21 protein-coding genes are annotated in these 26,804 nt (G+C 45.4%); 15 read left to right on the top strand and 6 right to left on the bottom strand.

Annotation, left to right across the window (positions count from 1 at the left end):
- The first annotated feature begins 276 nt into the window (after positions 1-276).
- Positions 277-1,725: an amino acid ABC transporter substrate-binding protein/permease gene (locus WFI24_RS09425; RefSeq protein WP_336760154.1), complete on the top strand. Its 1,449-nt coding sequence runs from the start codon at positions 277-279 to the stop codon at positions 1,723-1,725.
- Positions 1,718-2,446, top strand: a complete 729-nt coding sequence (locus WFI24_RS09430) for an amino acid ABC transporter ATP-binding protein (protein ID WP_145317270.1) — start codon at positions 1,718-1,720, stop codon at positions 2,444-2,446. The genes WFI24_RS09425 and WFI24_RS09430 overlap by 8 nt, the downstream gene beginning before the upstream one ends.
- A gap of 68 nt (positions 2,447-2,514) precedes the next feature.
- On the opposite strand, the gene WFI24_RS09435 is transcribed toward WFI24_RS09430, so the two are convergent.
- Complete coding sequence (locus WFI24_RS09435) at positions 2,515-3,333, bottom strand: MerR family transcriptional regulator (protein ID WP_336760157.1); 819 nt, start codon at positions 3,331-3,333, stop codon at positions 2,515-2,517.
- A gap of 220 nt (positions 3,334-3,553) precedes the next feature.
- Here WFI24_RS09435 and WFI24_RS09440 point away from each other — a divergent pair, with 220 nt between their 5' ends.
- On the top strand, positions 3,554-3,916 hold the full coding sequence (locus WFI24_RS09440; RefSeq protein WP_336760159.1) for a hypothetical protein: 363 nt from the start codon (positions 3,554-3,556) through the stop codon (positions 3,914-3,916).
- Positions 3,917-4,004: 88 nt separating this feature from the next.
- On the top strand, positions 4,005-5,039 hold the full coding sequence (locus tag WFI24_RS09445) for an NAD(P)-dependent alcohol dehydrogenase (RefSeq protein ID WP_336760161.1): 1,035 nt from the start codon (positions 4,005-4,007) through the stop codon (positions 5,037-5,039).
- Between the two features lie 101 nt (positions 5,040-5,140).
- Here WFI24_RS09445 and WFI24_RS09450 read toward each other — a convergent pair whose 3' ends face one another.
- From WFI24_RS09450 to WFI24_RS09460, 3 genes are all read right to left on the bottom strand, one after another.
- Positions 5,141-6,421 carry a glycoside hydrolase family 27 protein gene (locus tag WFI24_RS09450; protein WP_336760162.1) on the bottom strand — a complete coding sequence of 427 codons (1,281 nt, stop codon included), beginning with the start codon at positions 6,419-6,421 and terminating at the stop codon, positions 5,141-5,143.
- A 108-nt stretch (positions 6,422-6,529) separates the two neighbouring features.
- Positions 6,530-7,411: an AraC family transcriptional regulator gene (locus WFI24_RS09455; protein WP_336760163.1), complete on the bottom strand. Its 882-nt coding sequence runs from the start codon at positions 7,409-7,411 to the stop codon at positions 6,530-6,532.
- Between the two features lie 27 nt (positions 7,412-7,438).
- The gene (locus WFI24_RS09460) at positions 7,439-8,050 is read right to left on the bottom strand and encodes a TetR/AcrR family transcriptional regulator (RefSeq protein WP_336760165.1); all 612 of its coding nucleotides are present in this window, start codon (positions 8,048-8,050) and stop codon (positions 7,439-7,441) included.
- Positions 8,051-8,188: 138 nt separating this feature from the next.
- On the opposite strand from WFI24_RS09460, the gene WFI24_RS09465 reads away from it, so the two are divergent.
- The 4 genes from WFI24_RS09465 (at position 8,189) to WFI24_RS09480 (ending at position 11,834) form a co-directional block, all read left to right on the top strand.
- On the top strand, positions 8,189-8,950 hold the full coding sequence (locus WFI24_RS09465) for an alpha/beta hydrolase (RefSeq protein WP_336760167.1): 762 nt from the start codon (positions 8,189-8,191) through the stop codon (positions 8,948-8,950).
- A gap of 187 nt (positions 8,951-9,137) precedes the next feature.
- On the top strand, positions 9,138-9,587 hold the full coding sequence (locus WFI24_RS09470; protein ID WP_336760169.1) for a ribonuclease domain-containing protein: 450 nt from the start codon (positions 9,138-9,140) through the stop codon (positions 9,585-9,587).
- 1 nt (position 9,588) lies between these two features.
- Positions 9,589-9,864 carry a barstar family protein gene (locus tag WFI24_RS09475; protein ID WP_145325942.1) on the top strand — a complete coding sequence of 92 codons (276 nt, stop codon included), beginning with the start codon at positions 9,589-9,591 and terminating at the stop codon, positions 9,862-9,864.
- A gap of 275 nt (positions 9,865-10,139) precedes the next feature.
- Positions 10,140-11,834 carry an ABC transporter substrate-binding protein gene (locus WFI24_RS09480; protein ID WP_336760171.1) on the top strand — a complete coding sequence of 565 codons (1,695 nt, stop codon included), beginning with the start codon at positions 10,140-10,142 and terminating at the stop codon, positions 11,832-11,834.
- 90 nt (positions 11,835-11,924) lie between these two features.
- On the opposite strand, the gene WFI24_RS09485 is transcribed toward WFI24_RS09480, so the two are convergent.
- On the bottom strand, positions 11,925-12,791 hold the full coding sequence (locus WFI24_RS09485; protein WP_336760173.1) for an AraC family transcriptional regulator: 867 nt from the start codon (positions 12,789-12,791) through the stop codon (positions 11,925-11,927).
- Positions 12,792-12,953: 162 nt separating this feature from the next.
- On the opposite strand from WFI24_RS09485, the gene WFI24_RS09490 reads away from it, so the two are divergent.
- The 5 genes from WFI24_RS09490 (at position 12,954) to WFI24_RS09510 (ending at position 21,276) form a co-directional block, all read left to right on the top strand.
- Positions 12,954-14,483, top strand: coding sequence for a glycoside hydrolase family 43 protein (locus tag WFI24_RS09490; RefSeq protein WP_336760175.1), 1,530 nt, complete (start codon positions 12,954-12,956; stop codon positions 14,481-14,483).
- Positions 14,484-14,490: 7 nt separating this feature from the next.
- Positions 14,491-16,050 (top strand): glycoside hydrolase family 43 protein, encoded by a 1,560-nt coding sequence (locus WFI24_RS09495; protein WP_336760176.1) that lies wholly within the window; start codon positions 14,491-14,493, stop codon positions 16,048-16,050.
- Between the two features lie 115 nt (positions 16,051-16,165).
- The gene (locus tag WFI24_RS09500) at positions 16,166-17,845 is read left to right on the top strand and encodes an extracellular solute-binding protein (protein ID WP_336760177.1); all 1,680 of its coding nucleotides are present in this window, start codon (positions 16,166-16,168) and stop codon (positions 17,843-17,845) included.
- A gap of 57 nt (positions 17,846-17,902) precedes the next feature.
- Complete coding sequence (locus WFI24_RS09505) at positions 17,903-19,669, top strand: sensor histidine kinase (protein WP_336760291.1); 1,767 nt, start codon at positions 17,903-17,905, stop codon at positions 19,667-19,669.
- On the top strand, positions 19,654-21,276 hold the full coding sequence (locus WFI24_RS09510; protein ID WP_336760178.1) for a helix-turn-helix domain-containing protein: 1,623 nt from the start codon (positions 19,654-19,656) through the stop codon (positions 21,274-21,276). Before WFI24_RS09505 ends, WFI24_RS09510 begins: the two co-directional genes overlap by 16 nt.
- 119 nt (positions 21,277-21,395) lie before the next feature.
- Here WFI24_RS09510 and WFI24_RS09515 read toward each other — a convergent pair whose 3' ends face one another.
- Positions 21,396-22,163, bottom strand: coding sequence for a helix-turn-helix domain-containing protein (locus tag WFI24_RS09515; RefSeq protein ID WP_336760179.1), 768 nt, complete (start codon positions 22,161-22,163; stop codon positions 21,396-21,398).
- A 274-nt stretch (positions 22,164-22,437) separates the two neighbouring features.
- Here WFI24_RS09515 and WFI24_RS09520 point away from each other — a divergent pair, with 274 nt between their 5' ends.
- A complete protein-coding gene (locus WFI24_RS09520) occupies positions 22,438-23,793 on the top strand; it encodes an extracellular solute-binding protein (RefSeq protein WP_036670945.1) in 1,356 nt (451 codons plus the stop codon).
- Positions 23,794-23,898: 105 nt separating this feature from the next.
- Positions 23,899-26,796: an extracellular solute-binding protein gene (locus WFI24_RS09525; protein ID WP_336760181.1), complete on the top strand. Its 2,898-nt coding sequence runs from the start codon at positions 23,899-23,901 to the stop codon at positions 26,794-26,796.
- The last annotated feature ends 8 nt before the right edge of the window (positions 26,797-26,804 follow it).

Genomic DNA, 26,804 nt, shown 5'->3' on the forward strand with positions numbered 1-26,804 from the left:
AAAAGTAACGTTTTAAAGTAAATGTACCTTTTTTCAGATTCACAATGTAATATTGGGTTTCGCAAAGCTTACCTGGAGGGTAAGTATTAAAAGGACTTTTACTGGTTGGAAAAAATGATGGAGGAAAATGTTGCAAGTGGAAAGGCAAAGCATTGATTGTTAATATACAGTAAATAATAACAATCAAGTGGGCAAAAGATCGACAAAGATATAACAGTAATAGCGATTCCAAAGAAAATAATGATTATTCGGACAACACCGAGTCGGGGAGGACACATGAAAACAACGAAGATCTCATTTTTTATACTTTCACTGATGCTGCTCCTGGTGAGCGGTCTATCAGGATGGGTAGGGAACGCTGCTGCAGCGTCCGATTCCGGTAAAACCTATGTTATCGGAACTGATGTCACATTTGCTCCATTCGAATATGAAGACGAGAATGGTGATTTTGTTGGTATCGACATGGATTTACTGGATGCAATCGCCAAAGATCAAAATTTCAAGTATCAAATCAAAGCCCTGGGATTTAACGCAGCTGTACAGGCACTTGAGGCGAATCAAGTCGATGGTGTGATCGCAGGGATGAGTATTACGGATGAGCGAAAAGCAAAATTTGATTTTTCTGATACTTATTTTGAATCAGGTGTCGTTATGGGTGTTAGTGCCAACAATGACACAATTAAGAGTTATGAAGACCTTCGTGGACAGAAGGTAGCCGTGAAAACCGGAACAGAAGGGTTTAGTTTTGCAGAGTCCATCGCTTCAGAGTATGGATTTACGATCGTTCCGTTTGATGAGTCATACCAAATGTATGAAGATGTAAAAACCGGTAATTCCGTAGCCTGTTTTGAAGATTATTCTGTACTGGCCTATGGGGTTAATCAGAACAACGGTTTGAAAATTGTTACCGACAAAGAAGATGGCGCTCCTTACGGTTTTGCAGTAAGCAAGGGGAAAAACCAAGAGCTTCTGGAGATGTTTAATACAGGGCTCGCCAATATCAAAGCTAACGGTGAGTATAAGCGCATTACCGAGAAATATCTTGGTGAGAACGCTCCGACTGTTGCTAATCAAGGTCGCTGGGAGTTAATCCAGAAATCTCTTCCTGCACTTTTTAAAGGTCTGGGAAACACACTTTTATACACGATTGTGTCCCTGTTCTTCGCGTTTATCATCGGTCTGATTTTCGGATTTATGAAGGTAGGACAGAACAAATTCCTTCGTGGTGTTGCCACCGTATTTGTGGATATCTTCCGCGGCATTCCGCTGATTGTCCTGGCATTCTTTATTTATTTCGGGATACCACAAGCTATGGGCTTCACGATGCCATTGTTCCTGGCAGCTATTCTGACACTTAGTCTGAATGCAGGAGCGTACGTCACCGAGATTATCAGAGGCGGGATTCAATCGATTGATCGTGGACAGATGGAAGCTGCACGTTCATTGGGTCTTCCTTATCGCAAAGCGATGATCAAGATCGTCATTCCGCAGGCGGTACGGGTTATGATTCCTTCTTTCATTAACCAGATGGTTATTACATTGAAGGATACGTCAATCTTATCCGTCATTGGTCTCGTAGAGTTGACACAATCGGGTAAAATCGTAATTGCAAGAACGTTCTCCTCTTTTGACATTTGGTTAACGGTTGCGATTATGTACCTGATTGTTATCATCACATTGACCAAAATTGCTGATTATCTGGAGGTGAAGGTTCGTCGTGGCTAAAATAAAAGTTGAAGGTTTGAAAAAAAGTTTCGGCACGAATCAGGTCCTGAAGGGGATTGATGTGGCGGTCAACGAAGGAGAAGTTGTCTGTGTCATCGGACCTTCCGGTTCAGGGAAAAGTACTTTCTTGCGCTGCATCAACCAATTAGATGCCATCACGGCAGGCCGAGTGATCGTGGATGATCAGGATCTGAATGACCCTAAAACCAATTTGAACAAAGCTCGTGAAAATATTGGCATGGTATTTCAACATTTTAACTTGTTCCCTCATTTCAGTGTACTTAAAAACATCATGTTTGCACCTAGAGAACTCGGGATATTAAATGCACAGCAGGCGCGTGATACAGCACTCCAATTACTTGACCGTGTGGGTCTGTCTGACAAAGCAGACAGCTATCCAACGCAACTGTCAGGTGGACAAAAACAACGTGTAGCTATCGCTCGTGCACTTGCTATGAATCCGGATGTCATGTTATTTGATGAACCGACATCGGCGCTGGACCCTGAGATGGTAGGAGAAGTACTCGGCGTAATGAAAGACCTCGCCAGCGAAGGCATGACGATGATGATCGTTACCCATGAGATGGGTTTTGCCCGTGAGGTAGCTGATCGCGTGATCTTCATGGATGGTGGTTATATTGTCGAGCAGGGTACTCCTGCAGAGATATTTGGGAATCCGAAGAATGAGCGGACGATCAGCTTCTTAGAAAAAGTACTCTAGCACTGATATACAGGTATAACATTGAAAGTCGCTATTTATGCGGCTTTTTTTGTTTTATGGATTAATCCTTATTTTGAAATGCGAACAGAAATTTTAATCGTATAGTGCTCATAACCTCTCACTGAAAGATCATCTAACAAAACATCCTCATAAAAATATCCATTAAGGTTTAAACCCTCACGTTCACTGTGTTGTAGCATTCGATCATAGGTTGTCTCTACACTGGAATACCCATCCGTATGATAGGCAATTAAGTAAGTACCGTTCTCCTTTTTGAAATTGGCATGCGTTGAATCGTTACTGATTCGGGTATACAGATAATCGTAATTGAACGCTTCATTGGCTAATACCGCTTTGGTATCTCGCATCCAGCCTACCGTATGAGATGTGTCCAGATGATGACTCTCTAGATACTTGTCATGCTTAAGCATAGATTCATAGAAGCTCTCGTCATTGGTGTAAGGGTCGGCCGCGGTAATAACCAGGGCTTCCGCCGACATGTCTTCCAACCCAATGAAGGCTGGATTGATTTTCAACGCAGAAGCAGTAATTTCTTTTTTCTTTGAGATTAGTTTTTTCATTTTAATCAGTTTATTAATTTTCACTTCGAGCAGAGCCTCTTCACCCTCAAGCAAAGTGATTAGTTTCTCGGGGGATCTCTGATCCAGATAATCCTTAATTTCCTTCAAAGGCATATCCAATTCTTTTAGAATGGTGATTACTTTGAAGACATCCATCTGATTCATCGAATAGTATCTGTATCCATTATCAGCTTTGATCTCAGGTGAAAGAATGCCCAATCGATCATAGTGAAAAAGAGTGTCTTTGCTGATACCCATCAATTTAGCAAATTGTCCTGACGACAGATGTGTTAGAGAATAATTCATAAAACCCTCCTTGACTATGGTGTTACACCGTACTTTATTGTAACGAAGTACCTTGAGTTTAACAACCGAAGAGGACGATCATAGCTAACCGGTTCTGAATAGTGGATTGTTGTTCTAGTTGCTCAACCTCTCTAAGTGGCGTAAGATCATATTCAATATGTGAAATGAATACAAGTATTCAACGGGAATCGTTCAGGAGAAAAAGAGAGGTCAGTACTCCATGGAAAACGTGTCATATGAAGAACAATTACAATCCATCCAAGCCTTTGAATCAACAATTCGCAAATCAGAAAATGCCTTAACGAATATGTCTCAGAAAGGTAATAACACGACTCTAGTGCAGAAACGCCTCAAAGCTTTATACATCGGCTTAGCCATGCTGGAATTTGTCTGGAACCGAAAATCTCATCCGTACACCGAACAAGATATAGCAGGGGCTCGTCTTGTTTTGATTGGATTGTTCCCATCTCTTGAGAGCATGCATGCTAAATCCAAAGAAGGTAGCCCTCAAAAGACTCTTCTGGAAAGAAGAATTAAAGCATTTCATCTAGCTGTTCAAGCCATGGATGATATGGGAAATTAATTAATCATTACTGCATTCTGCCTACTTTGACGGGAATACTGGGTAAATGACCATGGATACACATACGTCTATCGAATGGAGAATGATCATGGGAGAAAAAACGAATGATGCTGGATTGCCCGGCGAACAAAGTAATCACGCCATGAATGCATTGGTATATGATACCTACGGAACGCCAGAAGTCCTTCGATTAGAAAAAGTCGCCATCCCTGTGCCTAAGGATCATGAAGTATTAATTGAGGTCCATGCAACCTCGGTAAACTCCTGGGATTGGGATCTCCTTCGCGGTAAACCATTCGTAACCCGCATCGGCGCGGTCCGGCAGCCTCGTTATCGAATTCTTGGGGCAGATGTAGCGGGACGGGTAATCGCCGTTGGAGCTTCTGCCAAACGATTCAAACCAGGAGACGAGGTCTTCGGAGATCTTTCCGGTTGCAACTGGGGTGGATTCGCTGAATATGTGTGTGCTACGGAAAGTGCCTTGACATCAAAACCTGCGGGTATCAACTATGTGCAGGCAGCAGCCATCCCTCAGGCAGCCGTTCTGGCATTACAAGGCCTGCGTGATCGGGGAGATCTGCAAAAGGGGCAACGTGTTCTGATTAATGGCGCCGGTGGCGGAGTCGGAACATTTGCCATCCAATATGCCAAATTGCTTGGGGCAGAAGTGACTGGCGTTGATAGCGCTGACAAGCTGAGTATGTTAATCGCTGTTGGAGCTGACCATGTGTTGGATTATAGGAAAGTGGATTTTACTGCAAGGGGAGTACAATACGACCTGATTCTGGATGTCATCGGTAAGCATTCGGTTTTTGCTTTGAAGCGTGCATTAGTCAGCGGAGGCATATATGTGATGGTCGGAGGTCCAATGCGGCGCATTATTCTCAATTTGCTGTGGGCACCGATTATTGCGCGGCTTGAGCATAAGCAAATAAAACTTCTCGTTCATAAACCGAATCATGAGGATCAAGAGGTATGGAAAGAACTTGTTGAATCAGGCCAAGTCTTACCAATTGTTGATCGGGAGTACTTATTAAGTGAAGGAGCTCAGGCCATTCAAGATCTTGGAGAAGGTCGTGTGAAAGGAAAAGTCATTATTTCCATCAAAAAAAGGGACGTTTAAATGATAGAAAGATATCTTATGTAAGCGATCTTAACGATAAAACTGAAATGAAAGAGAGGTCTGTCTAATTAATGACAGACCTCTCTTTTTCTTTGGTAAGCTTAGGTAAACCGATAGAGGCGTACACCATGTGCCGGTACAGTAGTAACTAAGGAGTTCTTTGTGAAATCAGCTGCTTCTCCGCTCCATAATTCGGTACCTTCGGTAATACCCGAGAGGCTGATTTCCTCTATATTGAGATCCGCGGGCAGAGGTTTCTCGCCTGTATTGAATACAGCGACGTAGGACGAGCCATCACCATGTTGAGCTGTCCATACGATAAGTTCTTCCTGACGTAAGGCTTCTCTGGCTCCATAACTCTCACGATGCATTCGAAGAACCTCTCGGTTGGTTAACAGCGACAGTGTCCAATCATCGTTATCTCGAAGTTCACCACCGAAGATGAGCGGGGAACGGAAGATGCTCCACAGCGACATCATCGTCAACTGCTCGTCAGGTGTGAACCGAGTCCAGCGGTCTGCACCACCTCCGTCTACAGAACGGATACCGATATGACCTAAAGGCAGCATATCACAGTCTGGCCAGCAGCCGGCTTGGGGAACACCTTGCCATGTCCGGCAGCGGTCGAACATATCCAATAACAGCGGCCAAAGATCCCAGAAGTCATCCGTAACACGCCACATATTCGCATGTTCAGCTAAGAATTCCGAGTATTCCACAGGAGCAGGCCCAGGAGACAGGCTCAGGACCATAGGCCGACCGGACCGGTCAATTGCTTTGGCTATCATTTCGATCTCAGGCTGATGGGTGTCGTAGAGCCTGGAAGCCGCAATATCGTCCACCTTCACCAAGTCAACGCCCCATTGTGCATACAGTTCAAAGAGCGAATCATAATAGGCCTGTGCTCCTTCTTTCGAGCTATCGACACCGTACATATCTGTGTTCCACGGACAGATGGAGTTCGGATGAGCAATATCGCGTGCAGTGGCGGTTGTGCCCAGGATCGGAGTCCCGGCATGTGCAGCTTGACGCGGAATACCGCGCATGATGTGAATGCCAAATTGCAGCCCAAGACTATGAACGTAGTCGGCTAATGGCTTAAATCCCTGTCCATTCGCAGCAGAAGGAAAGCGGTTCTCGGCAGGCATAAGCCGTGAATATTCATCCATAATTAGTGGAACGAACGGACGATATTGAGAAGAATTGGCATAAGGCTCGTACCATTGAATATCAACCGTAATGTAACTCCAGCCGAAGTCTTTAAGATGTTCTGCCATGTACTCGGCGTTACCACGAATTTCGTCCTCTGTAACGGCCGCGCCATAGCAATCCCAGCTATTCCAGCCAAGCGGTGGAGTTGATGCTGCAAGCGTATGATTCATGGGAATACTCCTCTACTGATTAATTATTGCTCTCGCTAAATTCATCATAATAAAGGATTTTATTAATATCTACAGTAATCTTACATGTGAAATAGCATAATATTGCGGTTAGTCAAAGAACAATTTACGATACACGAGGCTTTCGCCACCACTGCGGAATTCACCTGGCGTAAAGCCAGTTATGCCGCGAAAGGCTTTGATAAAATAACTTCCACTGGAATACCCGACTTGTTCGGCAATGACTTCAATGCTAAGACCAGTTCCACGCAGCAATTCCATCGCTTTCTCAGTGCGCACGCGGGTCAGATAAGCGCCCGGGGTCAGACCTGTACTGGAAGAGAAGCGACGTATGAAGTGATATTTGGAAAGGCACACATGTTCCGCAAGATGATCCATACTGATCATCTTAGAGTAGTTGTTTTCTATGTATTCAACGGCCCGTTGTATGTTACCCGACCAGTTTTCTCTGTTGCTCAGCGTTGTTTTCTGCAATCTAACCAGTTCTGTCATGAACTGATACACACTGGATGATGCAATTAGAGGATCAGTGATTCTGCCTGCCGCCGCATCGGTCACGATCATTCGCAACAACCGGATTGGTGTACAGTCAGCGGGGAGATAGGGTACCTCTCCCACTTCGCGAAGGAATTTTCGCCAATGGGGCAGGACAAGTGTGGGCCGGAACAACAGGAAGAGAAACTCCCAAGGCTCTTTCGATTCTGAATGATAGTAATAGCGATGTGGACCTGGGATTTCGGCCAAAAAAGCTTGTCCTGCAGTGACATGGTGGATGTATTGATTTGACTCAAATACACCTTCACCCGAGATCGTATACTGGAACAACAGGAGAGGCCCATCCGTACGTTCGAGTCCATCCCAGAGATAAGAAGGGTCGGTTATAGAATCAGATCCGGCCGCAAATAGTGAACATAGTTGGAGCTCCTTGTCTTCAGCGAACCGAAAACCATAGGTTCCTCTGGGAATAGTCATATCCATTCTCCTTGTTGCCCTGAATTTTTACTGCGCTCCACGAAGGAAGAGGTCTACTAGTTTTTTTCCTAATGAAAGATTGGAACCATATTTGTGGTGGTTGTCTTCCCGATTCCCCATGAGCATCATGGTGGAGAATGTTTCGGCCAAGAAATACGGATCATCCGTCTGCAGTCTATTTTGATCCATTGCCCGCTGGAAATGGGTGGCTAACACTTCGTGAATACCATGCTCCGCTGCACGTATGTCCTGAATCTGAGCGTGGTCAAGAAAAGGCTCAGCCTCTCTAAGCATAGTTTCAATCTCCGCATGCGGATTTCCCAATCTGGCTTCGGCCAAACATACAAGTCCTGATTCCAGATCTTCAGCTTGATCAAGCATATGCGAGGTTAAACGGCTGACATTCTGTAACATGGTTGTAAAAGCAACCTTGAATAGCTCGGGTTTGCTGGTGAAATGATAATAGATTGTCGGTTTTGATACGCTACAACTTTTTCCAATTTGCTGAAGTGTGACCGTTTCGTAGCCATATTCCATGAATAGCTTGGAAGCCGTTTGAATGATGGTTTGTTGAATAGAGATATCTTCTTCAGCATGTTTGGGTCTTCCAGGTAAACGTTTCGTTGATTTTTCTGTCATTGGACTTCCCTCCATGAATATTTTATGACAAATAACGATAGTAAGCAAAATCATCTTGTAATTATACTTACCGGTAAGTATAATTATTGAGAGTTGAAAAGTCATAAACATTATCCTCATGAAAAGGTGGTTTTAGAGTTGAAAACAGCACAACGTACAAACAAATGGAAAAAGATAATCATGTGGACAATTTTGGCCATCGTTATCATCGTGGCCGGAGTTTTCGTATATCTTCAATCGGTCACGTATAGTCCGTCTGAGCGAGCGGAAGCGGCGTTTACAAGTGATGGTCAGGTTAATGTCACCGAGATTAAGGACGGTTACCGGTTTGAACCCGTGGGTACAGAGGTAACAAAGCCAAATATTATTTTCTATCCCGGCGGTCTAGTCGAACCTGAAAGCTATTCTCCACTTGCCAGAGAACTGGCAGAAGAGGGTCACCGCGTATACATCGCGAAGATGCCAATAAACTTGGCCATTTTCGGTCAGAACAAGGCTGATTCTTTTATCGAGGAACATCCTGATGAATCATTTGTTATTGGCGGACATTCACTAGGAGGATCATTTGCATCACGGTATGCTGCCGAGCGCACGGAGAAGTTGAAAGGCGTCTTTTTCCTGGCATCCTATGCTGATGAAGGCGGTAGCTTGAAGAATACAGACTTGTCTATCTTACAAATTACAGGCTCGGATGACGGAGTGCTTAACAGGGAAGACTGGAAGAACTCCAAAGCAAATCTGCCGGAAGACACGACATATGTGAGTATTGAGGGTGGGAATCATGGTCAATTTGGGTCATACGGCATGCAAAAAGGAGATAATCAACCTGCAATTAGGGAAGAAAAGCAGTTGGAAGAGGTTGTCGTAGCATTAGAGAAATGGATAGATAAACTGAATTAGTGTATGGGATTAATCTTATAATCAACTATGATCGGTTATCATCGGAAAAAAGTCGCTAAATAGCGGCTTTTTTTGTCTCAATAGAATTGATTTAATGACCACAAGTCGTTAACATTAGAGTCATTGTTCATGGTTAGAGGTGTCGACAATACGAATAGCAGCAAGAACATCAAAAGGAGAAAAGATTATGTTTTTCAGAAAAATGGCTTACACTTTATTTATCATCATTGCCGCATTAATGTTCACAGGTTGTACTTCACAGTCTTTGTTTGATACCGGCTCTTCTCAAGTAGTATCGGAGGATATGGGATTTAATGAGGTTGCCAATTATATCTCGGAGCACAATGAACTGCCGCCAAATTACATTACCAAGAAAGAGGCCAGAGAATTGGGCTGGGAACCGAATGAAGGGAATCTGCATGAAGTAGCTCCTGGCAAAAGCATCGGCGGCGATGTATTCAGAAACCGGGAAGGGTTATTACCTAACCAAAAAGGTCGGATATGGTACGAAGCCGATATACATTATTCAGGAGGACGACGCGGTAGCGATCGAATTCTATACTCGAATGATGGCCTAATCTACCAGACGACAGATCATTACAAGTCATTTGAACAGATCACACATACGGAGGAATGAGATGAGCATCATTCAGATTGACGGAAACCACACTCACACCAAGGAAGAGTTGCATCAAGTGCTTCAGAAACAGCTTGAGTTAGACGAGAGCTATGGAGCCAATTTGGACGCATTATGGGATGTCTTGACCGGGGCTGTAAGCATGCCGCTTACTGTTCAATGGCTTGGATTCGAGAAAAGCAAAGAAATTCTTGGAGATTACGCTGACCAAGTCATCGAATTGATGCGGGATGTGGAAGGTGAGATCCAAGGATTTACGTTGGAATTATATTATTGAAATGTAATATTGGCGTTATGAGGCGATGGGCAACCATCGCTTTTTATGGTCTCCTCAGTTGACTGAGGATCATGTCTAGATCATGCTATTTTCATGGCTTAATAATCAAGGTTCGGGTTAATAGACTTCCCTATACTTTAAGCATGGAATAGGATAGGCAGGATTTTAATCGTTTATTAACACTGAATTATGTAAGCGTATACTATTCCGAAACGAGTTACTGTAATGTCTGGATTGTTTATCACGACTAACACCATCTAGGGGGCAGAGAAATAATGAGAGCCGTTTCAAAATTGCTAGGAGCATGCCTGGTAACAAGTGTTGTGCTGATTTCCGTCGGTTGTGGAAATGCTGCAGAGAATGCCGAGTCGAATAGCAGTGATCCGAACAGCCCGATCACCTTTACTTTCTTTGGAGCAGACGCAAGTCCCAATTGGAACAAAATGCAGGATGCCGTAGGAAAGAAAATTACGGAAGAAACCGGTGTGAGCATTGATGCAGAATTTGATATTTCGAGCGGAGGAGGTAATGACCGCATTTCCCTGATGGCTGCCAGTGGCGATTATCCGGATCTGATCTTCCCTAAAGGCAATTTGACCCGACTCGTAGATGCCGGTGCGATGGTAGATTTGACGGATCTGATCGAAGAACACGCGCCCAATTTGAAAAAGATTTACGGAGAGCATTTTAATCGGTTGAAATACAGCAATGATGATCCTTCAATATATTGGATTCCGACGAACGGTGCGATCGATCAGGTCAGCTTTGACGCTACGAATGGTGCAGCCATTCAACATCGTGTAGTCAAGGAACTCGGGTATCCTGAGATCAAAACCTTAAACGATTTCGAAAACGTACTACGTGACTTTTACGAGAAGCATCCGACAACAGACGATGGGCAGCCAACGATTCCACTAACGCTTAGTGCGGATGGCTGGAGACGCATGATTACGGTGACTGACCCCGCTGCCATGTCGACGGGTGGCCCAGGAGATGGCGAGTATTTCATCGATCCAGACACATATGAAGCCGTGCTGCATTACAAACGCCCAGAGGAAAAGGAATATTTCCGCTGGTTGAACAAGATGTACAATGAAGGCTTGCTGGACAAAGACAGTTTTGTTCAAAAAGATGATCAGTATAAGTCCAAAATCGCCAGCGGACGCGTGCTTTCGTTACTTGATCCGAACTGGGGATTCAGTGATGCGGAAAATGCGCTGAAAAGTGCAGGGAAAGACGACATGACCTACGGATTCTATCCGGTAACACTAGACGATAGTTTCCAGCGCAAAGACTTTCAGAATATCGGCTTTGACGGTTATGGCATTGGGATAACGGTCGATTGTGAAGATCCTGTTCGAGCCATCAAATTTTTGGACTGGATGTCTTCTGAAGAAGGACAAGTATTGAGAAATTGGGGCGTTGAAGGAGAACACTACAACGTGGAAGACGGTGTTCGCACCATTCCGGCAGATGTGCAGGAACGTAAAAACAAAGACAATAACACGTTTACCAAAGAAACCGGTGTAGGCTTGTACTACATTTTTGGTGCCCACTACGGGGATGGTGTTAAAGATTCAACGGACAACTATTACACGACGAATTATCCTGAACAGATTCAGCAAAGTTATTCCGATGAGGAAAAAGAAGCGCTGAAAGGGTATGGCATCACAACCTGGAAGGATTTGTTCCCTTCTGAAGAAGAGTTCCCGGTAAAAGAGTGGGGCGCGGCTTACAACATGCCGATTCCGTCCGATAGCGGGGATTATAATGTGGTGTATCAGAAAACGCAGGATATTATTCAGAAACGGATCGCCGAGGCGATCACATCCTCTCCAAGTGCGTTTGAAGGCATATATGACAATATGATTGCTGAATTGGACGCTGCCGGTGCGGTAGCCATGGAACAACAGTATACGGAATGGATTAAGGATCGCGTTCGATTGTGGACGGGAAAAGAGATCAATTAACGAGCGGTTATGATCGCAATAAAAAAACATCGAGCCATCCTGTATGGCTTGATGTTTTTTTGCTTTTTTCAATACATTAGCTTGTTATTATCATGGTAACGGTTCAATGGCGTCATGTCGTTGTTTGCTATATTTGCCTGGAGAGATACCGACCATTTTGGTAAAACTCCGAATAAAGTTAGCATAGTCACTAAAGCCCGATTGAAAGCAAGCATCCGTAATACTCATTCCTTCAGACAGGTGGAATTTGGCCCGTTCAATCCGACGACCCAATATGTAGGACCTGATCGTCAATCCGGTATGCTTTTTAAACTGGCGGCTGATATAAGTACTGTTCATATAGAAGGCTTCCGCAAGTTTGCGAAGCGTAATATCTTCATTCAGATGTGTCTCAATATAATCCATAGTCTCACGTACCAGATCAGGCATAATGTCATGTGGAACAAAGGAATTGTTGTGAAAACAGACGTTAATCTTGACCAGCAATTGGGCTATCACTGCATTCATTTTGATATCCGCGCCATAAGCATCGGAAGCAAGTAATTCTTCCAGCTCGCTCGTCCATTGCAATATCTGCTTCAGACTACGATCGTCGAGGTGAACGATGTTTCCTGTTCCTTTTGAACGATGATCAAAACAAGACGACAGGTTGGTTGATCTTGTAGACAGCTGATGGAGGTACGTTTTTTTAAGATTAATTGTAATTCGCTCATATTCAGATTCATCCAAGATAAAGGCTCGATGCATCTCTGAAGGTGACATCACAAGTAGATCTCCCGGCTGCACATGGTAACATCGATTTTCTACATAAAAGTGAACATTGCCACGAAGAAAAAGGTAGATCTCGTATGCATTATGGCGATGATAGATCGTTTCCAGCTTATACGTCGTTACTCGATGCAGGTACAAAAGTTCTGGCTGGATGGGATCATAAAAATACTCAGAGGACCCGCTCATGAAGCACCTCCCGTCATTTCACGCAATAAATAGAGCGGATAACGCAATGAAATTGTACTCAGCTTACCTTAAAATGTAATCATCCTATCATGGTATCCTTAGTATTGCAAACGCTTTCGTGTTGAAAGATAACTAATAACGATTATAGGGGGAATTCTTTCGATGAATCTTCATTCTACATCACATGCTGGTGAGCAAAACCCGGTCCAGTCTGCCAAACTGGAGAAGTTTACAGAGGAGATTGGGAAGCTTCGTCCCAACGGAAATCCTCTGATAGCCCACAAATTTGGAGCCGATCCCTATGCTTTGGTATTTAACAATCGAGTCTACTTATATATGACTAGTGATAAGCTCGAATATGACATGGACGGTACTCCTCAGAAAAACAGCTATAGTTCAATCAACCGGATCACAGTAATCTCTTCAGATGACTTGATTAACTGGACCGATCATGGTGAGATCAGAGTTGCTGGACCTCAGGGGGCAGCGAAATGGGCTTCTCAATCCTGGGCTCCGGCAGCTGCTCATCGAATAATAGAAGGCGAAGACTGCTTCTTTCTATATTTTGCAAACAATGCCAGTGGAATCGGTGTATTATCGGCACCAACGCCTGTAGGTCCATGGGTAGATCCAATAGGAAAAGCACTTGTTACAAGAGAGACTCCGGGTGTAGAAGAAGTAACTTGGCTATTCGATCCTGCTGTGTTCGTAGATGACGATCATCAAGCCTATCTCTATTTTGGAGGCGGTATACCCGAAGGTAAAGCCGAGAGACCGGATACGGCAAGGGTTATGCGATTGGGAGACGATATGATCAGCGTCGTTGGCAAAGCGAAGGTCATCCCGGCGCCATATATGTTTGAGGATTCAGGAATACATAAATATAATCATATTTACTACTATACGTATTGCTCCAATTTTGACAAGGGTGATCGGCCAGAAGGCAGTCCACCGGCTGGAGAAATTGCTTATATGACCAGCATTCAACCAATGGGTCCATGGACATATCAAGGAACGATTCTTCAGAATCCCGGACACTTTTTTGGTATTGGCGGCAACAACCATCATGCTATATTCCAACTGGCGGATCAGTGGTACATTGCTTATCACGCCCAGACGTTATGCCAAGCCATGAATATTCCGGAAGGATACCGTTCCACGCATCTGAATCGAATCGAACATGATGAGGCCTCTGGTCGAATCAAGATGGTACATGCAGATTATCAGGGCGTAGATCAGATCAAGTGCTTTGATCCCTATCAACGGGTAACTGGTTCAACGATTGGATGGAGTAGTGGCGTATCAACAGAACAATATCACGACGCTGTTGAGATATCTGCTGAGGTGTCAGCAGCAGATTCGAATGTGATTTCAGCCAAGCTGAAGAGCGACAGCTGGATTGCAATATCGAACGTCGATTTTGATCGTGAAGGACCAGCAATCTTCAAAGCAATCCTTGCGAATCAAGGTACAGAAGGTACGTTGGAACTTCGGCTTGATCGTACAGACGGACCGTTAATTGGAGAAATGATCGTTACGTCCAGGACTGGATCACTTCACTGGATGGAACGAACAACCGAAATTACGGGTGCGCAAGGTGTTCATAACTTGTATATTATGCTTAAAGGCTCAACAGACAGCTCAACTATCCTTTTAAGAGAATGGAAGTTTAACAGAAAAGATGAGGTGTAAATGAAACATGTATCCAAATCCAATTATTTGGGCCGACTACCCGGATCTGGACGTTATTCGTGTAGAGGACACGTATTATATGGTCAGCACAACCATGCACATGATGCCAGGTTGTGTCATCCTGCGTTCATATGACCTGATTCAGTGGGAAGTAGCTACCTATGTGTACGACACATTGGACGATACTCCAGCCCAACGGCTAGTGGATGGTCAGCATATTTATAGCAAAGGCATGTGGGCCGCCTCTCTTCGTTATCATCAAGGGGTGTTCTATGTAATCTTTGTCGCGAATGATACCCGTAAAACATACTTGTACACGTCCACATCCATCTCAGGAGTGTGGAAGAAGCAGCTAGTGGAAGGATTCTACCATGATTGCTCCTTATTTTTTGACGATGATGAACGGGTATATCTCGTGCACGGTAATGCCAAGATCTATCTCACCGAATTAAGCTCTGACCTGTCCGGGCCCAAACCTGGTGGAGTACATCGCTTGATTGTAAAAGAACAGCAGCCTTATCACCTTGGTTATGAAGGAGCACATTTCTACAAGATCAACGGGAAATATATCGTTTTCCTGATTCACATCACGAAAGCTTCCGGACGTAGAACACAGGCGTATTATATGGCTGACTCTCTGGAAGGTGTTTTCGCTGGTGGAGAAGTATTCAATGACGACATGGGTTATTTCAATTCAGGCGTTGCTCAGGGCGGCATTGTGGATACGCCGGATGGTGACTGGTACGCGATGCTATTTCAGGATCATGGGGCCGTTGGCCGTATTCCTGTACTGGTTCCGCTGCATTTTGATCAAGATATCCCAGTGTTTGCAAGCAAAGCACCGAAACAGATTTACATCCCGAGTACCAGACCAGATTACCGTTATAATCCATTGGTCGGGAGCGACCGTTTCGATTATGAAGTCGAAGAAGATGGACGAATACGGCTCCGTGATTTCTGGCAATGGAATCATACACCTCATGATGAACTCTGGTCCGTTACAGAAAAACCGGGGGTTTATCGTGTTCGAACTGGACAGATCAGTCCAAACCTGACGTTTGCCGTAAACACACTAACCCAGCGTTCAATGGGGCCTGCTTGTGAAGCGACGGTCACACTCGATGGCAGTTCCCTAAAAGATGGAGATTATGCAGGGCTGTGCTTTCTAATCGGTTCGTATGGCATGATCGCTCTTACGAGAGAGCAAGGCTCGTTTTTCCTGGTCATGCATGCCAGAGATAGTGAGGATCCAACGATATTTGGCAACCTGATCGATCAGCAGCCAGCGACTGAACATGCACGTATTCCAGTCTCCGATCCAGTCGTTAAGCTGAAAGCATTCGGAAATTTTGAAAACAATCTGGATGAGTGCTCTTTTGCCTATTTTGATGGGATGAAGTGGAGAGATCTAGGGATTCACCATAAAATGTTATACAAACTGGATCATTTTATGGGATGCCGGGTTGGTTTATTTGTATATTCGACCCAAATGGTTGGAGGAACAGCTGACTTTTCCAGTTTTGACTATCACGTAATCAACCCTGATGAGATCAAGGGAAATCCATAAAGGCCGCCCAACGGCGGCTTTTCGTATTCAATGGGTACAAGTTGTTGTACAATGATATGGATTCAGGCTGACAGAGAGAAGAGAGTTGTTCACACCGAATTGGGGGCATGTCGTCATGTATAAGAGATGGTTGGACATATCAAGATGGACGTTCATTCTGTTCCTTGCCGTGTGCATACCAGCAGGCCACACCGAAGGGAATTCTGAACAACATCATTCGCAACTGGATGGCGAGCAGATGCAACCTCCCTCTACGTTTGGGAGATACTCTCCGCCCATAGAGGTCTCTTTTGTCAGGGAAACCGGAGATGACCTTGAGCGAATGATTGGTCAGTTGCCAGGCGAGACAATACTGGATAATCGCTGGACTCGTTTGTACGAGACCGAGCTGGGTATTCATATTCACTATGATTGGATTGCGAACGGAGATGTGTACAGTCAGAAGCTGGGCGTATCTCTTGCTGCAGGACGTTTCCCGGACGTGGTCAAAGTGAATCCATACCAACTTAGACAACTGAGCAATGCTGGAATGATTGAAGATTTAACGGATGTATACCAAGAGCATGCCTCTCCACTTACGAAGAGAATATTGGAGGCGGAGGGAAGAGGCGCATTCGACGCAGCGACCATTGACGGCAAACTTATGGCGATTCCTGAATCATCTTCCTCCATTGAGACAGCACAGTACTTATGGATTAGAACCGATTGGTTGGAGCATCTGGGGCTGCAATCACCCCAAACGCTGGAAGACGTTCTGCAAATTTCGAAAGCGTTTACAGAAAGAGATCCTGACGGGAACGGAGAACAGGATACATACGGACTGGCGCTTACGAACCATCTATGGGATCCGGTCATGGGAGCTGCAGGCTTGATGTCCGGATACGGTGCATTCCCTAATATATGGGTCAAAGATGCAGAAGGCAATCTTACTTATGGAGGGATACAACCTGAAGTTCGCGAGGCTCTGCAAGTACTGCAAACCATGTATCTTGACGGGCAATTGGATCCGGATTTTGGTTACAAAAGTGGGAGTAAGGCGTTTCGTCTGGTTCAGGATGGAAAAATAGGAATGCTCTACGGCGAGCAGTGGACATCCTTTATGCTGCAGACCACCCGGGATACAGATACAGATATAGAATGGCAGGCATATCCTCTTGTTGCGAAGTCAGGCAGGGATCTATTTGTACCTCTCCGTTCGAACACAGGCCAATACTTTGCTGTAAAAAAAGGGTTTTCTAATCCGGAGGTTGTCGTGAAGCTCATGAATCTGCATCTGGAAACCAATTGGGGGGATCAGGCACAGTACGAAACATATTACAATGACGATTCCCGAGCAGTGTGGATGCTCTCACCCGTTACTCCTTTTCCCGGTAACAAAAATATAGATGCCTACAAGGAAATTCGTGATGCCAGGAGTTCAGGAGATTACTCGGCTCTGCAGAATGAAGCCCTTGCGATTCACAAACGAATTGTTGCCTACGATAGGGATGGTGTAAAGAGTGGCTGGGGTTGGAAGCAAACCTACGGACCTTCGGGTGCTTTTAGCATTGCAGATTCATACGAGAAGAACGGTCAACTTCTCTATGACCAGTTCACGGGCGGAATTACGGACACCATGGTGGACCGGCAGATTATTCTGCGGGATCTCCAGCTTGAAGCCTACATGAACATTATTCTGGGTAGGCCAATAGATGAATTTGATCGATTTGTAGAGAACTGGCGCAAGCTGGGCGGAGATCAGATCACATCGGAAGTTAACGCGTGGTTCCGAACCAACAAGCCAAAGGAGCAATAATGTTCACACTTACTACTGTACGCATACAAGGAACTAATCCAGCCTTTGGCATTGGAGGTGGAAGCATTGATCAAGATTCCCGCTAAATCATGGTTTAACAGCATATTTGTGCGATTGATATTCACCTATCTGGTCTTCGTGCTTCCCCTTATTCTTCTTGGCGTGTATCTGTATCATTGGAGTTATGACAATGCAAGCCAGGAAATATCCTTGTCAACGGAGAGACGTTTGAACCAATATGTAGTGGAACTGAATAGGGAAATGGAATGGATGGAGCTACAGCAGTTTGATATCGTCGAGGATCGTAAACTGAATCGTTTGGCAATTCTATGGAACATGATGGATCAGGTTGAGCGACGGGATACGTTGAATTATCTGACTGAACGGCTCGCGTCATTTAAGAACAGCACGGCTTACATCAAAAACGTCCATGTACATATCCCTACCGTCGGCAAAAGTATTTCCGCGACCCAAGGCATCGATGATTTCGATGAGAGTTCATATCTATACTTTAGTTCAGGCATGCAAGGAAAAGGTACACATTTTACTGTGAAAGAGAACACCATGAACATGAGTGCCGTCCGGCTGACAGGTACGAGAGGGGAAGCGCCGCTATTTGTCATTCAAGTGGAGCTGGATACAGAGCACTTTCAGAATGAACTCACTCGGCTTAATCTGTACCCGGAGAGTTCCACTTTTCTGATTGAGGACCGAACAGGGTATGCCATCACAGATAAACAACAAAGTAGTATTATTCTCGCGAATTACCGTGAGCATAGTGCACAAGGTACACTTGATGGTTTTCGGATGAAGGTGGGGGGCACGTTGTATCACGTTAGTCAGTTACATATGGACTCGCTGGGGTTGTCCGTAGCTACATATTTGCCTGAGGAAATAGTAACCAGGCCACTTAGCAAGTTCTATCACTGGGCTTGGCTTTTTGCAATTACTTCATTTGTCGCCATCACGGCTTATCTCTATTCAAGCTACAAGCTGATTCACATTCCATTACTATTGTTAGTGAAAAGATTCAAAAAAATGGAGGGCGGCGTGCTTGATGTCCCCATCGCGCACAATCGAAAGGATGAGTTTGGCTTCCTATACACCCGTTTCAATCAAATGATTGAAAATCTTCAATCCCTGATCGACCGAGATTTCAAAAAAACAATGATGATGCAGCGAGCCGAATTGAAACAGCTCCAATCTCAAATCAACCCTCATTTTCTGTACAATAGCTTCTTTATTTTGAATTCGTTCGCAAGAACAGGGGAGACAGAACGTATTGAACAGTTCACTAATATGCTTGGTGAATATTTCAGGTTCATTACCCGAAATGAAACAGATCACGTCAAGTTAAAAGAGGAAGTTGAGCATTCACGAATCTATACGGAGATCCAACAGTTGCGATTCTCCAGACGAATCAAAGTCGATTTCGGGCCACTTCCAGTTCAAATGGAACATATTGAGGTGCCCAGACTCATCATTCAACCGATTATTGAGAATGCCTATGAGCACAGTCTTGAAAAGAATACGTCTCCTGGCCTTCTGATTATCGGGTTTCATATGGAAGCTCCATATGCAGAGATTACAGTGGAGGACAATGGAAATGAATTGGAAGAAAGCCACATCCATGTTCTTCAGCAACGTTTACACATGGACGGAGGCACGGATGAAATGACGGGATTGATGAACATTCACCGACGTCTGGTTCTGACATATGGAGAAGGAAGCGGGCTTTTCCTATCCAGAAGTGAACTGCAAGGATTGAAAGTCACAATTCGAATCCAGTGGAAGGAAGGGGAAAGCGAATGTATCGACTTTTAATTGTGGATGACGAGGAGATCATTACGGACAGTCTCTATGAAACGTTCGCCAGGCATATGCCTGACCGGCTTGACGTATGCAAGGCCTATTCCGCGACAGAAGCTCTATCCTGGATGCAACGATCAAGAATAGACATCGTTCTAACGGACATTCGTATGCCGGGTATGAGTGGTCTGGAGCTGACAGAGCGGATTCAGAGCAGTTGGCCGAATTGTCGGACCATTTTTTTGACAGGACATAGTGATTTTGATTATGCCTACCGGGCTTTTCAAATGCGCAATGTGCGTTACCTGCTCAAAACGGAAGGTTATGACAAGGTGATGGCAGTTGTCGAAGATGTGATGGAAGAGATCCGGCAGAGTCACAGCATGCTGGAGTTATTGGAACAATCGCGTGAATTCAACTCTCAACTTGCAGTGATTCAGCAAGAGTCGTATTTGCGGAAATTACTTCAGGATTGTACAGCAACCATATCTGGTCCAGTCGAAATGCAAGATGAATTGTCCAACCGAGAGATAGACTTGCGGTTCGACACCCCCGTTTATCTCGTATTGGGTCGGTTCAATAATTCGTCAGGAGCAGGTTCGGAGCCCACACAAGCCCAGGAATCTGTACGCATTATCGGCTCATCTTTGATGCATGAGCGAATGGGGTGCGTTAGTGTAACAGATCATTATGGTGATGTGGTATGGCTGCTTCAGCCGAAGCAGGAGGAGATGGAGAACGACAAGATCGTACGATTTCTTGAGGGTACATTGGAACTTGTGCAGGAAGCTTGCATGGTTTCACTTGACGTATCCATCGCGTTTACATTAAGTGGGCTGAGCTGTCATTGGTCCGGGATAACAAAACAATATGAACGGTTGAGATTGCTCCAATGGATGAAAGTCGGAGATGGGGTATCCATGGTACTCACGGATCATAAGGATGATCTTTCGGCAGGTGTACCCAAAGAATCCATGCGGATCTCAAGTCGGATCGAGATCATGTCAGGTTACTTGGAGACAGGACGAATTCAGCCATTCTACGACATTTTTGAGGAGCTTGCAGGTGAACTGATGCAACAGGATATAACGATGGAACGTGCAATGGAGACATACTACAACCTCGCATTGTTACTGCATTCGACCATTAATCGTTGGAGTCTTCAAGAGAAAATCCCGGAACATCGAAGCTTGCTTCATTTGGGGGAGTATACCTGTATGAAGGATGCCGTGCAATACCTATACCGCGCTGCCGATGAGTTAGTCCGATTCAAGCGATCAAATGAACAAGAACGTGCTAACGTTGTCATTCACTCTTTATGCAATTACGTCAAGGACAACCTTGAGAAAGATCTATCATTGGTGAGATTGGCTGAACTGCATCATTTTAATCCGTCTTATCTTTCGCGGTTCTTCAAACAGGAAATGGGCATTAACTTGTCTGAGTTCATTGACGACTGCCGGATCAGGAGGGCCAAAGAATTGCTTCAGAATACAGATCTCATGGTGCGCGAGATTGCACTTCAAGTGGGGTATGAGGCAGCCCATTCGTTTACCCGACTGTTCAAGAAAATAACGGGCATGACGCCTCAGGAGTACCGGGAATCTCTTCTGGTGCGCTAAATAGGAACCATTGTGATACCGAGAAGTACGACAGGCATCGCGAAAAACCGCAGGGCAATAGACCTGCGGTTTTGTCTGTTTAGCCTTACATAACAACGATAGAAGAAGATGATCCGTCCCTAGGCGCTGTTCATTTTTTGTCTTCGATATGCATTCGGGCTGGAGCCGGCATAAGCTTTGAATTTTTTATAGAACCAGTCAATATCCTTATAACCTACCTCAATAGCAACCTCATATATGCGCAGATTCGTGGAGGACAGCAGTTGCTGAGCCTTTTCCATACGTTGTTGAAGCATGTAATCGTTGAAAGACATTTTCTCTTCCAGTTTGAACTTCTGTCCAAGGTACGCACAGTTAAAATGAAGCATGTCAGAGATCTTCTTCAGCGTGATTTCATCACTCAGATGATCCCGTACATAGGCCTTGACGATACGAATAACATGACTGGAGTACATGGGTTTACCATTCATTTGAACGGGTGTTTTGAAGAACGACGACGTTTTGTGTGCCGGGTCGGTTTCAAGGTGAGATCTAAGTCCATGCAGACTGTTAAGTAAAGAAGAGGGACTAACAGGATACGGGAGATAATCATTTACCTGATACGTCAGGGCTTTGCGTACGAACCTGAAGTGATCTCTTCCACCCATAAGGAGGATAGGTATCTGACTTTTTTTTCGAATGTCGTTGCATAACCAGAGCCCCGCGGTATCAAACCTCTCTGTATGTACCATAACAAGGGAAAAGTCTCGTTGTGACAATGCGGTCAAAGCCTCGGCCGATGAGAACACACAATTTGCAATAGTATATTGAGCTTTGCTCCGTAGCAACATCTGTTGCAACTCCCCGCACAAACGACGGCTGAAATCCACAAGTAAAATATCATACATGAAGCAATACCTCACCTTCTGCTGAATTGTAATGCGCTAGATTAACTGAAATTTGACTTAATTTCATTATGGTAATAAAAGAAAGCGCATACAATGTGCATATTTTTGTAGACAGTGCATTTCTTTACCAATTAAAACCTATAATGCAATTTGCTTGAGCAAAATTACGCAAATCTATATTCAGCCCGGGTAAACATCTGTATTCTGGCAGGTTGTTTGCGCTTTCATTTGGACGATACACTGTGATAGCAAACGACAATCAGGGGGGAAGACGATGAGAAAAAACAAGTTCATGCTACTGAGCCTGGTATTTGCGGTCTTGTTGGTGATTGCTGCATGCAGTTCTGCACCTACCGCTCAACCCGAGCCGGAAAAGACAACACCACAGGAGGAACAAAAACCCGCGGAAACCGAGCCAAAGAATGAAAACTCCACGCCAGAAATGGACTTTGACATGGGCGGCAGAACCATCAAGGTTGTTGCTTGGTGGGACATGGAAATACAGGGGAACAACCCGGACAACATTCAACGCCTTGAGAATCTCGAAGCGCTGAAGAAAAAACACAACTTTAATATTGAATACGTTTCCATCGATTTCGGTGAATATCAGGAAAAAGTAGTTGCTTCCCTGATGGCCGGTGAACCGCTTGGCGATTTGGTGAGACTGGGCAAAAACTATGCCATTCCGGCATTGACCAAACAGGATCTGTTATGGCCGGTGGATGATTATATTAAAAACGATAAGGTATTCAACCAGAAAACAACCAAGGAATACATGCAATATGAAGGTAAAGGTTACGGCTTTACCGAGGACCAGTCCTCGTTTATCAACGGAATTTTCTATAATCGCACACTCATGCAAGAGCTCGGCTTGAAGCCACTTCAGGAGTATGTGGATGCCGATGAATGGAACTGGGATACATTCATCAGCGTTGCAAAGCAAGCGAACAAGGATCGAAACAATGATGGCAAGCTGGATACTTGGGGACTCGCTCAAACGGGCTTGCTGGAACCGATTCTGTATTCCAACGAGGCTTCTCTGACCAAAGAGGATAAGCAGAACCTGGAAGATCCAAAAACGAAAGAAGCGTTGAACTTCCTGTCCAAACTGGCTACCGAGAAGGTCGGCAGAGCTTCTGAGGGCGGCGATTGGACAGAGCCATCCACGTTCTTCCGTCAAGGCAACACCTTGATGTATTCAGGTGCTATGTACGAAGTCGAAGGTATTATGACGGATATGCAGGACTACGATATTGGTTTTGTACCGTTTCCAAAAGGTCCAAGTGCAACAGCGTATCACTCCGGTGAGTCACGTTACCAAGCTATAACAATTCCAAAAGCGGTAGAGAATCCGGAACAACTGATGTACATCTGGGAGAAAATTAACGAGATCGATTCGATCTATGAGTATCCGGGACAATCCACACTGGAGACACATCTGACCGATGAAGCAGATATCAACAACGCCAGAGAGGTCGCGGAAGGTATGTTAGTTCTCGACCATAACACATTCCCGTCATTGCCGTTCTGGGACTTTGATGGGGAGCTCAAAGAAGGGGTATCCGTATCCACGCTGATCGAGAAATACAAGGCTCCTTTCCAGGCTGCGATTGATGAGGTATACAAATAAGTATCACGTTACACGGGCAGAACGCACCAGTGAAGGTGCGGTCTGTCCGGGTTAGTCAATCGTTCAGTTCTCTCAACGCTTACAGGAAAGGGGATACATTCAAACATGCGGTCACGTAAGAAAAAGGGACTAATCCTGGTGCTTGTCCTGGCCTTGGTGCTCTCCATATGGACACTATATCCATCGCGGGATCGTAATCCGGGAACGGTACATGCGCTTGAGGACTTTAAGGCGGTATCGGGAACCGAGGATTCATTCAGTTATGAGCATTATCTGACTGCTCATGACAATACGGCCAAACCGGATGATATTGTACGCATCGAAGGCGAATCTTATGTTCAGGCAGAGGATGGGGAATTTGAGGTTGTGCAAGGCTACGCCGGATTAGACGGAAGTGCCGTAATTACGCCGGAAACTGGAACCATTCGCTGGGATGTTCCCGTTCAAGTGAGCGGTTTGTACAACATTCGCATTCATTATTATCCCGTAGAAGGCAAAAGCTCCGGGATCGAACGCAGGCTTGAGCTTAACGGTAAGGTCCCGTTCAGAGGGGCCGATATTCTTCTGTTTGACAGGGTATGGGGGAATCGCGAGGATAACGTCCGGCAGGACGATCGTGGCAACGAGCTTAGACCAAGACAAGTAGAACAGCCCGAATGGCAACTGACTTCCTTCAAGGACAGTGCAGGGTACTTCGAGGAACCGTTTCAGTTTTATTTTGAAAAAGGCAGTCAGAAGTTATCGCTCACTTCATTAAGAGAAAGCATGGCGATCGATTATATCGAGCTATATCAAGAAAGCGAAGTTCCTTCCTATGCAGAGCTGGAGCAGACCTATGCCTCACTCGGCTTGAAACAAGCCGCTCCTGTCATGTTGAAAGTACAAGGGGAGGAAGCTGTCAGCAAATCATCCCCTACACTGGCACCAATCTCGGACCGATCAAGCCCTTCACTCGAGCCTTATAATGTATCGAAAATTCGGATGAACGCCATCGGGGGCATTAACTGGAAACTGCCGGGCGAATGGATTGAGTGGGAAATTGACGTGCCTGAAGACGGACTGTACCAACTGGCGCTTAAGGTGAAGCAGGATCAATTGCGTGGCATCTATGCCACCCGCAGTCTGACGATTAACGGCGAAGTTCCGTTTAAGGAAATGAAACGCATTCGATTTAACTACAGCCCGGCTTGGCAAACTCAGGTGTTGGGTTCGGGAGAAGATCAGCCATATCAGTTTCATCTGGAAAAAGGGAAACAGCGAATCCGAATGACAGTTACACTTGGCGACATCGCTCCGCTGCTTCGGACCGTGGAATCCAGCGTGCTGGAACTGAATGAGATGTATCGCAAAATATTAATGATCACCTCCAACAGTCCGGACCCACTACGGGATTACCAGCTGGAACGGCGTATTCCGGAGATGACGGAGGTGTTTGAACGACAAGCTGACACCTTGCGTTCCGTTGCAGATTACCTGGAAAAGGCCACGGGTGAGCAAAGTGACAAAGTGGCCGTACTTCACGCCATGGTATTGCAGCTTGAAGATATGGCGGCCAGACCAGAGACGGTTCCCAAACGGCTGGATACGTTCAAAATTAACGTAGGTGGTCTCGGCACATGGATTCTATCGGTACGTGAACAGCCGATTACGTTGGATTACCTTGTCGTATCTCCGCCGGGTGAATCGCTGCCAAAAGCGGAAGCGAGCACCGTCCAGCAGGTGAAGCACGAACTGGGTGCATATGTTGCCTCGTATACCGAAGATTACGACAGTATTGGTAACGTGGAACAAAAGAAAGATGCCATCACCGTATGGATCACGACCGGACGAGATCAGGCCCAAGTACTGAAAGGCATGATCGACGATTCGTTTACCCCGGATACGGATGTGTCCGTGCAGTTACGTCTCGTTCCGCCTAATATTTTGCTGCCCGCAACACTCTCGGGGGAAGGCCCGGATGTAGCCATGCAGATGGGCGAAGACATTCCGGTGAACTATGCGATGAGGAATGCAACGGCGGATCTGAGCCAGTTCCCTGATTTCGAGGAAATTTCGGGCAGGTTCCGTGAAAGCGGATTGACGCCATACCGCTACAACGACGGGGTATATGCCCTTCCGGAGCAGCAGCATTTTCCAATGCTCTTTTACCGCAAAGATATTCTGGATGAACTGGGCCTCGAACCGCCGAAAACGTGGCAAGACGTATATAACGCCATCGCCGTGCTGCAGAAGCATAACATGGAGTTTTATCTGCCGATTGAGGATACGCTGAACAATGCCAACCTGGTTCCGAATTCAACCTTTGCGATGTTGTTATATCAGAATGACGGAACGTTCTACACCGAAGACCAGAAGAAAAGTGCACTGGATTCGGAGATTTCAATGGACGCGTTCAAACGCTGGACGCAATTTTATACCAATTACAAGTTTCCGCTCAAAGCCGACTTTCCGAACCGCTTCCGTACCGGGGAAATGCCGATCGGAATTGCTGATTACACCACGTATAACATGCTGACGGTTATGGCTCCGGAAATCCGCAATCTCTGGGACTTCACGATTGTTCCGGGTACACAGCTTCCGGATGGGTCCATACGGCATGAAGTGGCCAGCGCTACGAGCGCGGTGATGATGCTCGAAAATGCCGACAACAAGGAAGCGGCGTGGAAGTTCATGAAGTGGTGGACTGATGATCAGACCCAGATTGAATACGGGAGAGAAATGGAAGGTCTTATGGGAGCGGCTGCCCGTTACCCAACGGCCAATATCGAAGCCTTGAAGCAATTGCCTTGGCCTGTGAAGGATTATCAAAATCTCGAGAAACAATGGGAATGGGTACAGGGAATCCCGCAGCTTCCTGGAGGTTACTTCACGGGACGACATCTGGACAACGCCTTCCGCAAGGTGGTCAATGCAAATGAAAATCCGCGTGAAGCCTTATCAGACTATGTATTGTACATTGATGATGAAATTGAGTTGAAACGCAAGGAATTTAATCTGAAATAGAGGAAAGG

The sequence above is a fragment of the Paenibacillus sp. USHLN196 genome, from assembly GCF_037144955.1.
GTDB classification, from domain to species: Bacteria; Bacillota; Bacilli; order Paenibacillales; family Paenibacillaceae; genus Paenibacillus; species Paenibacillus xylanexedens_C.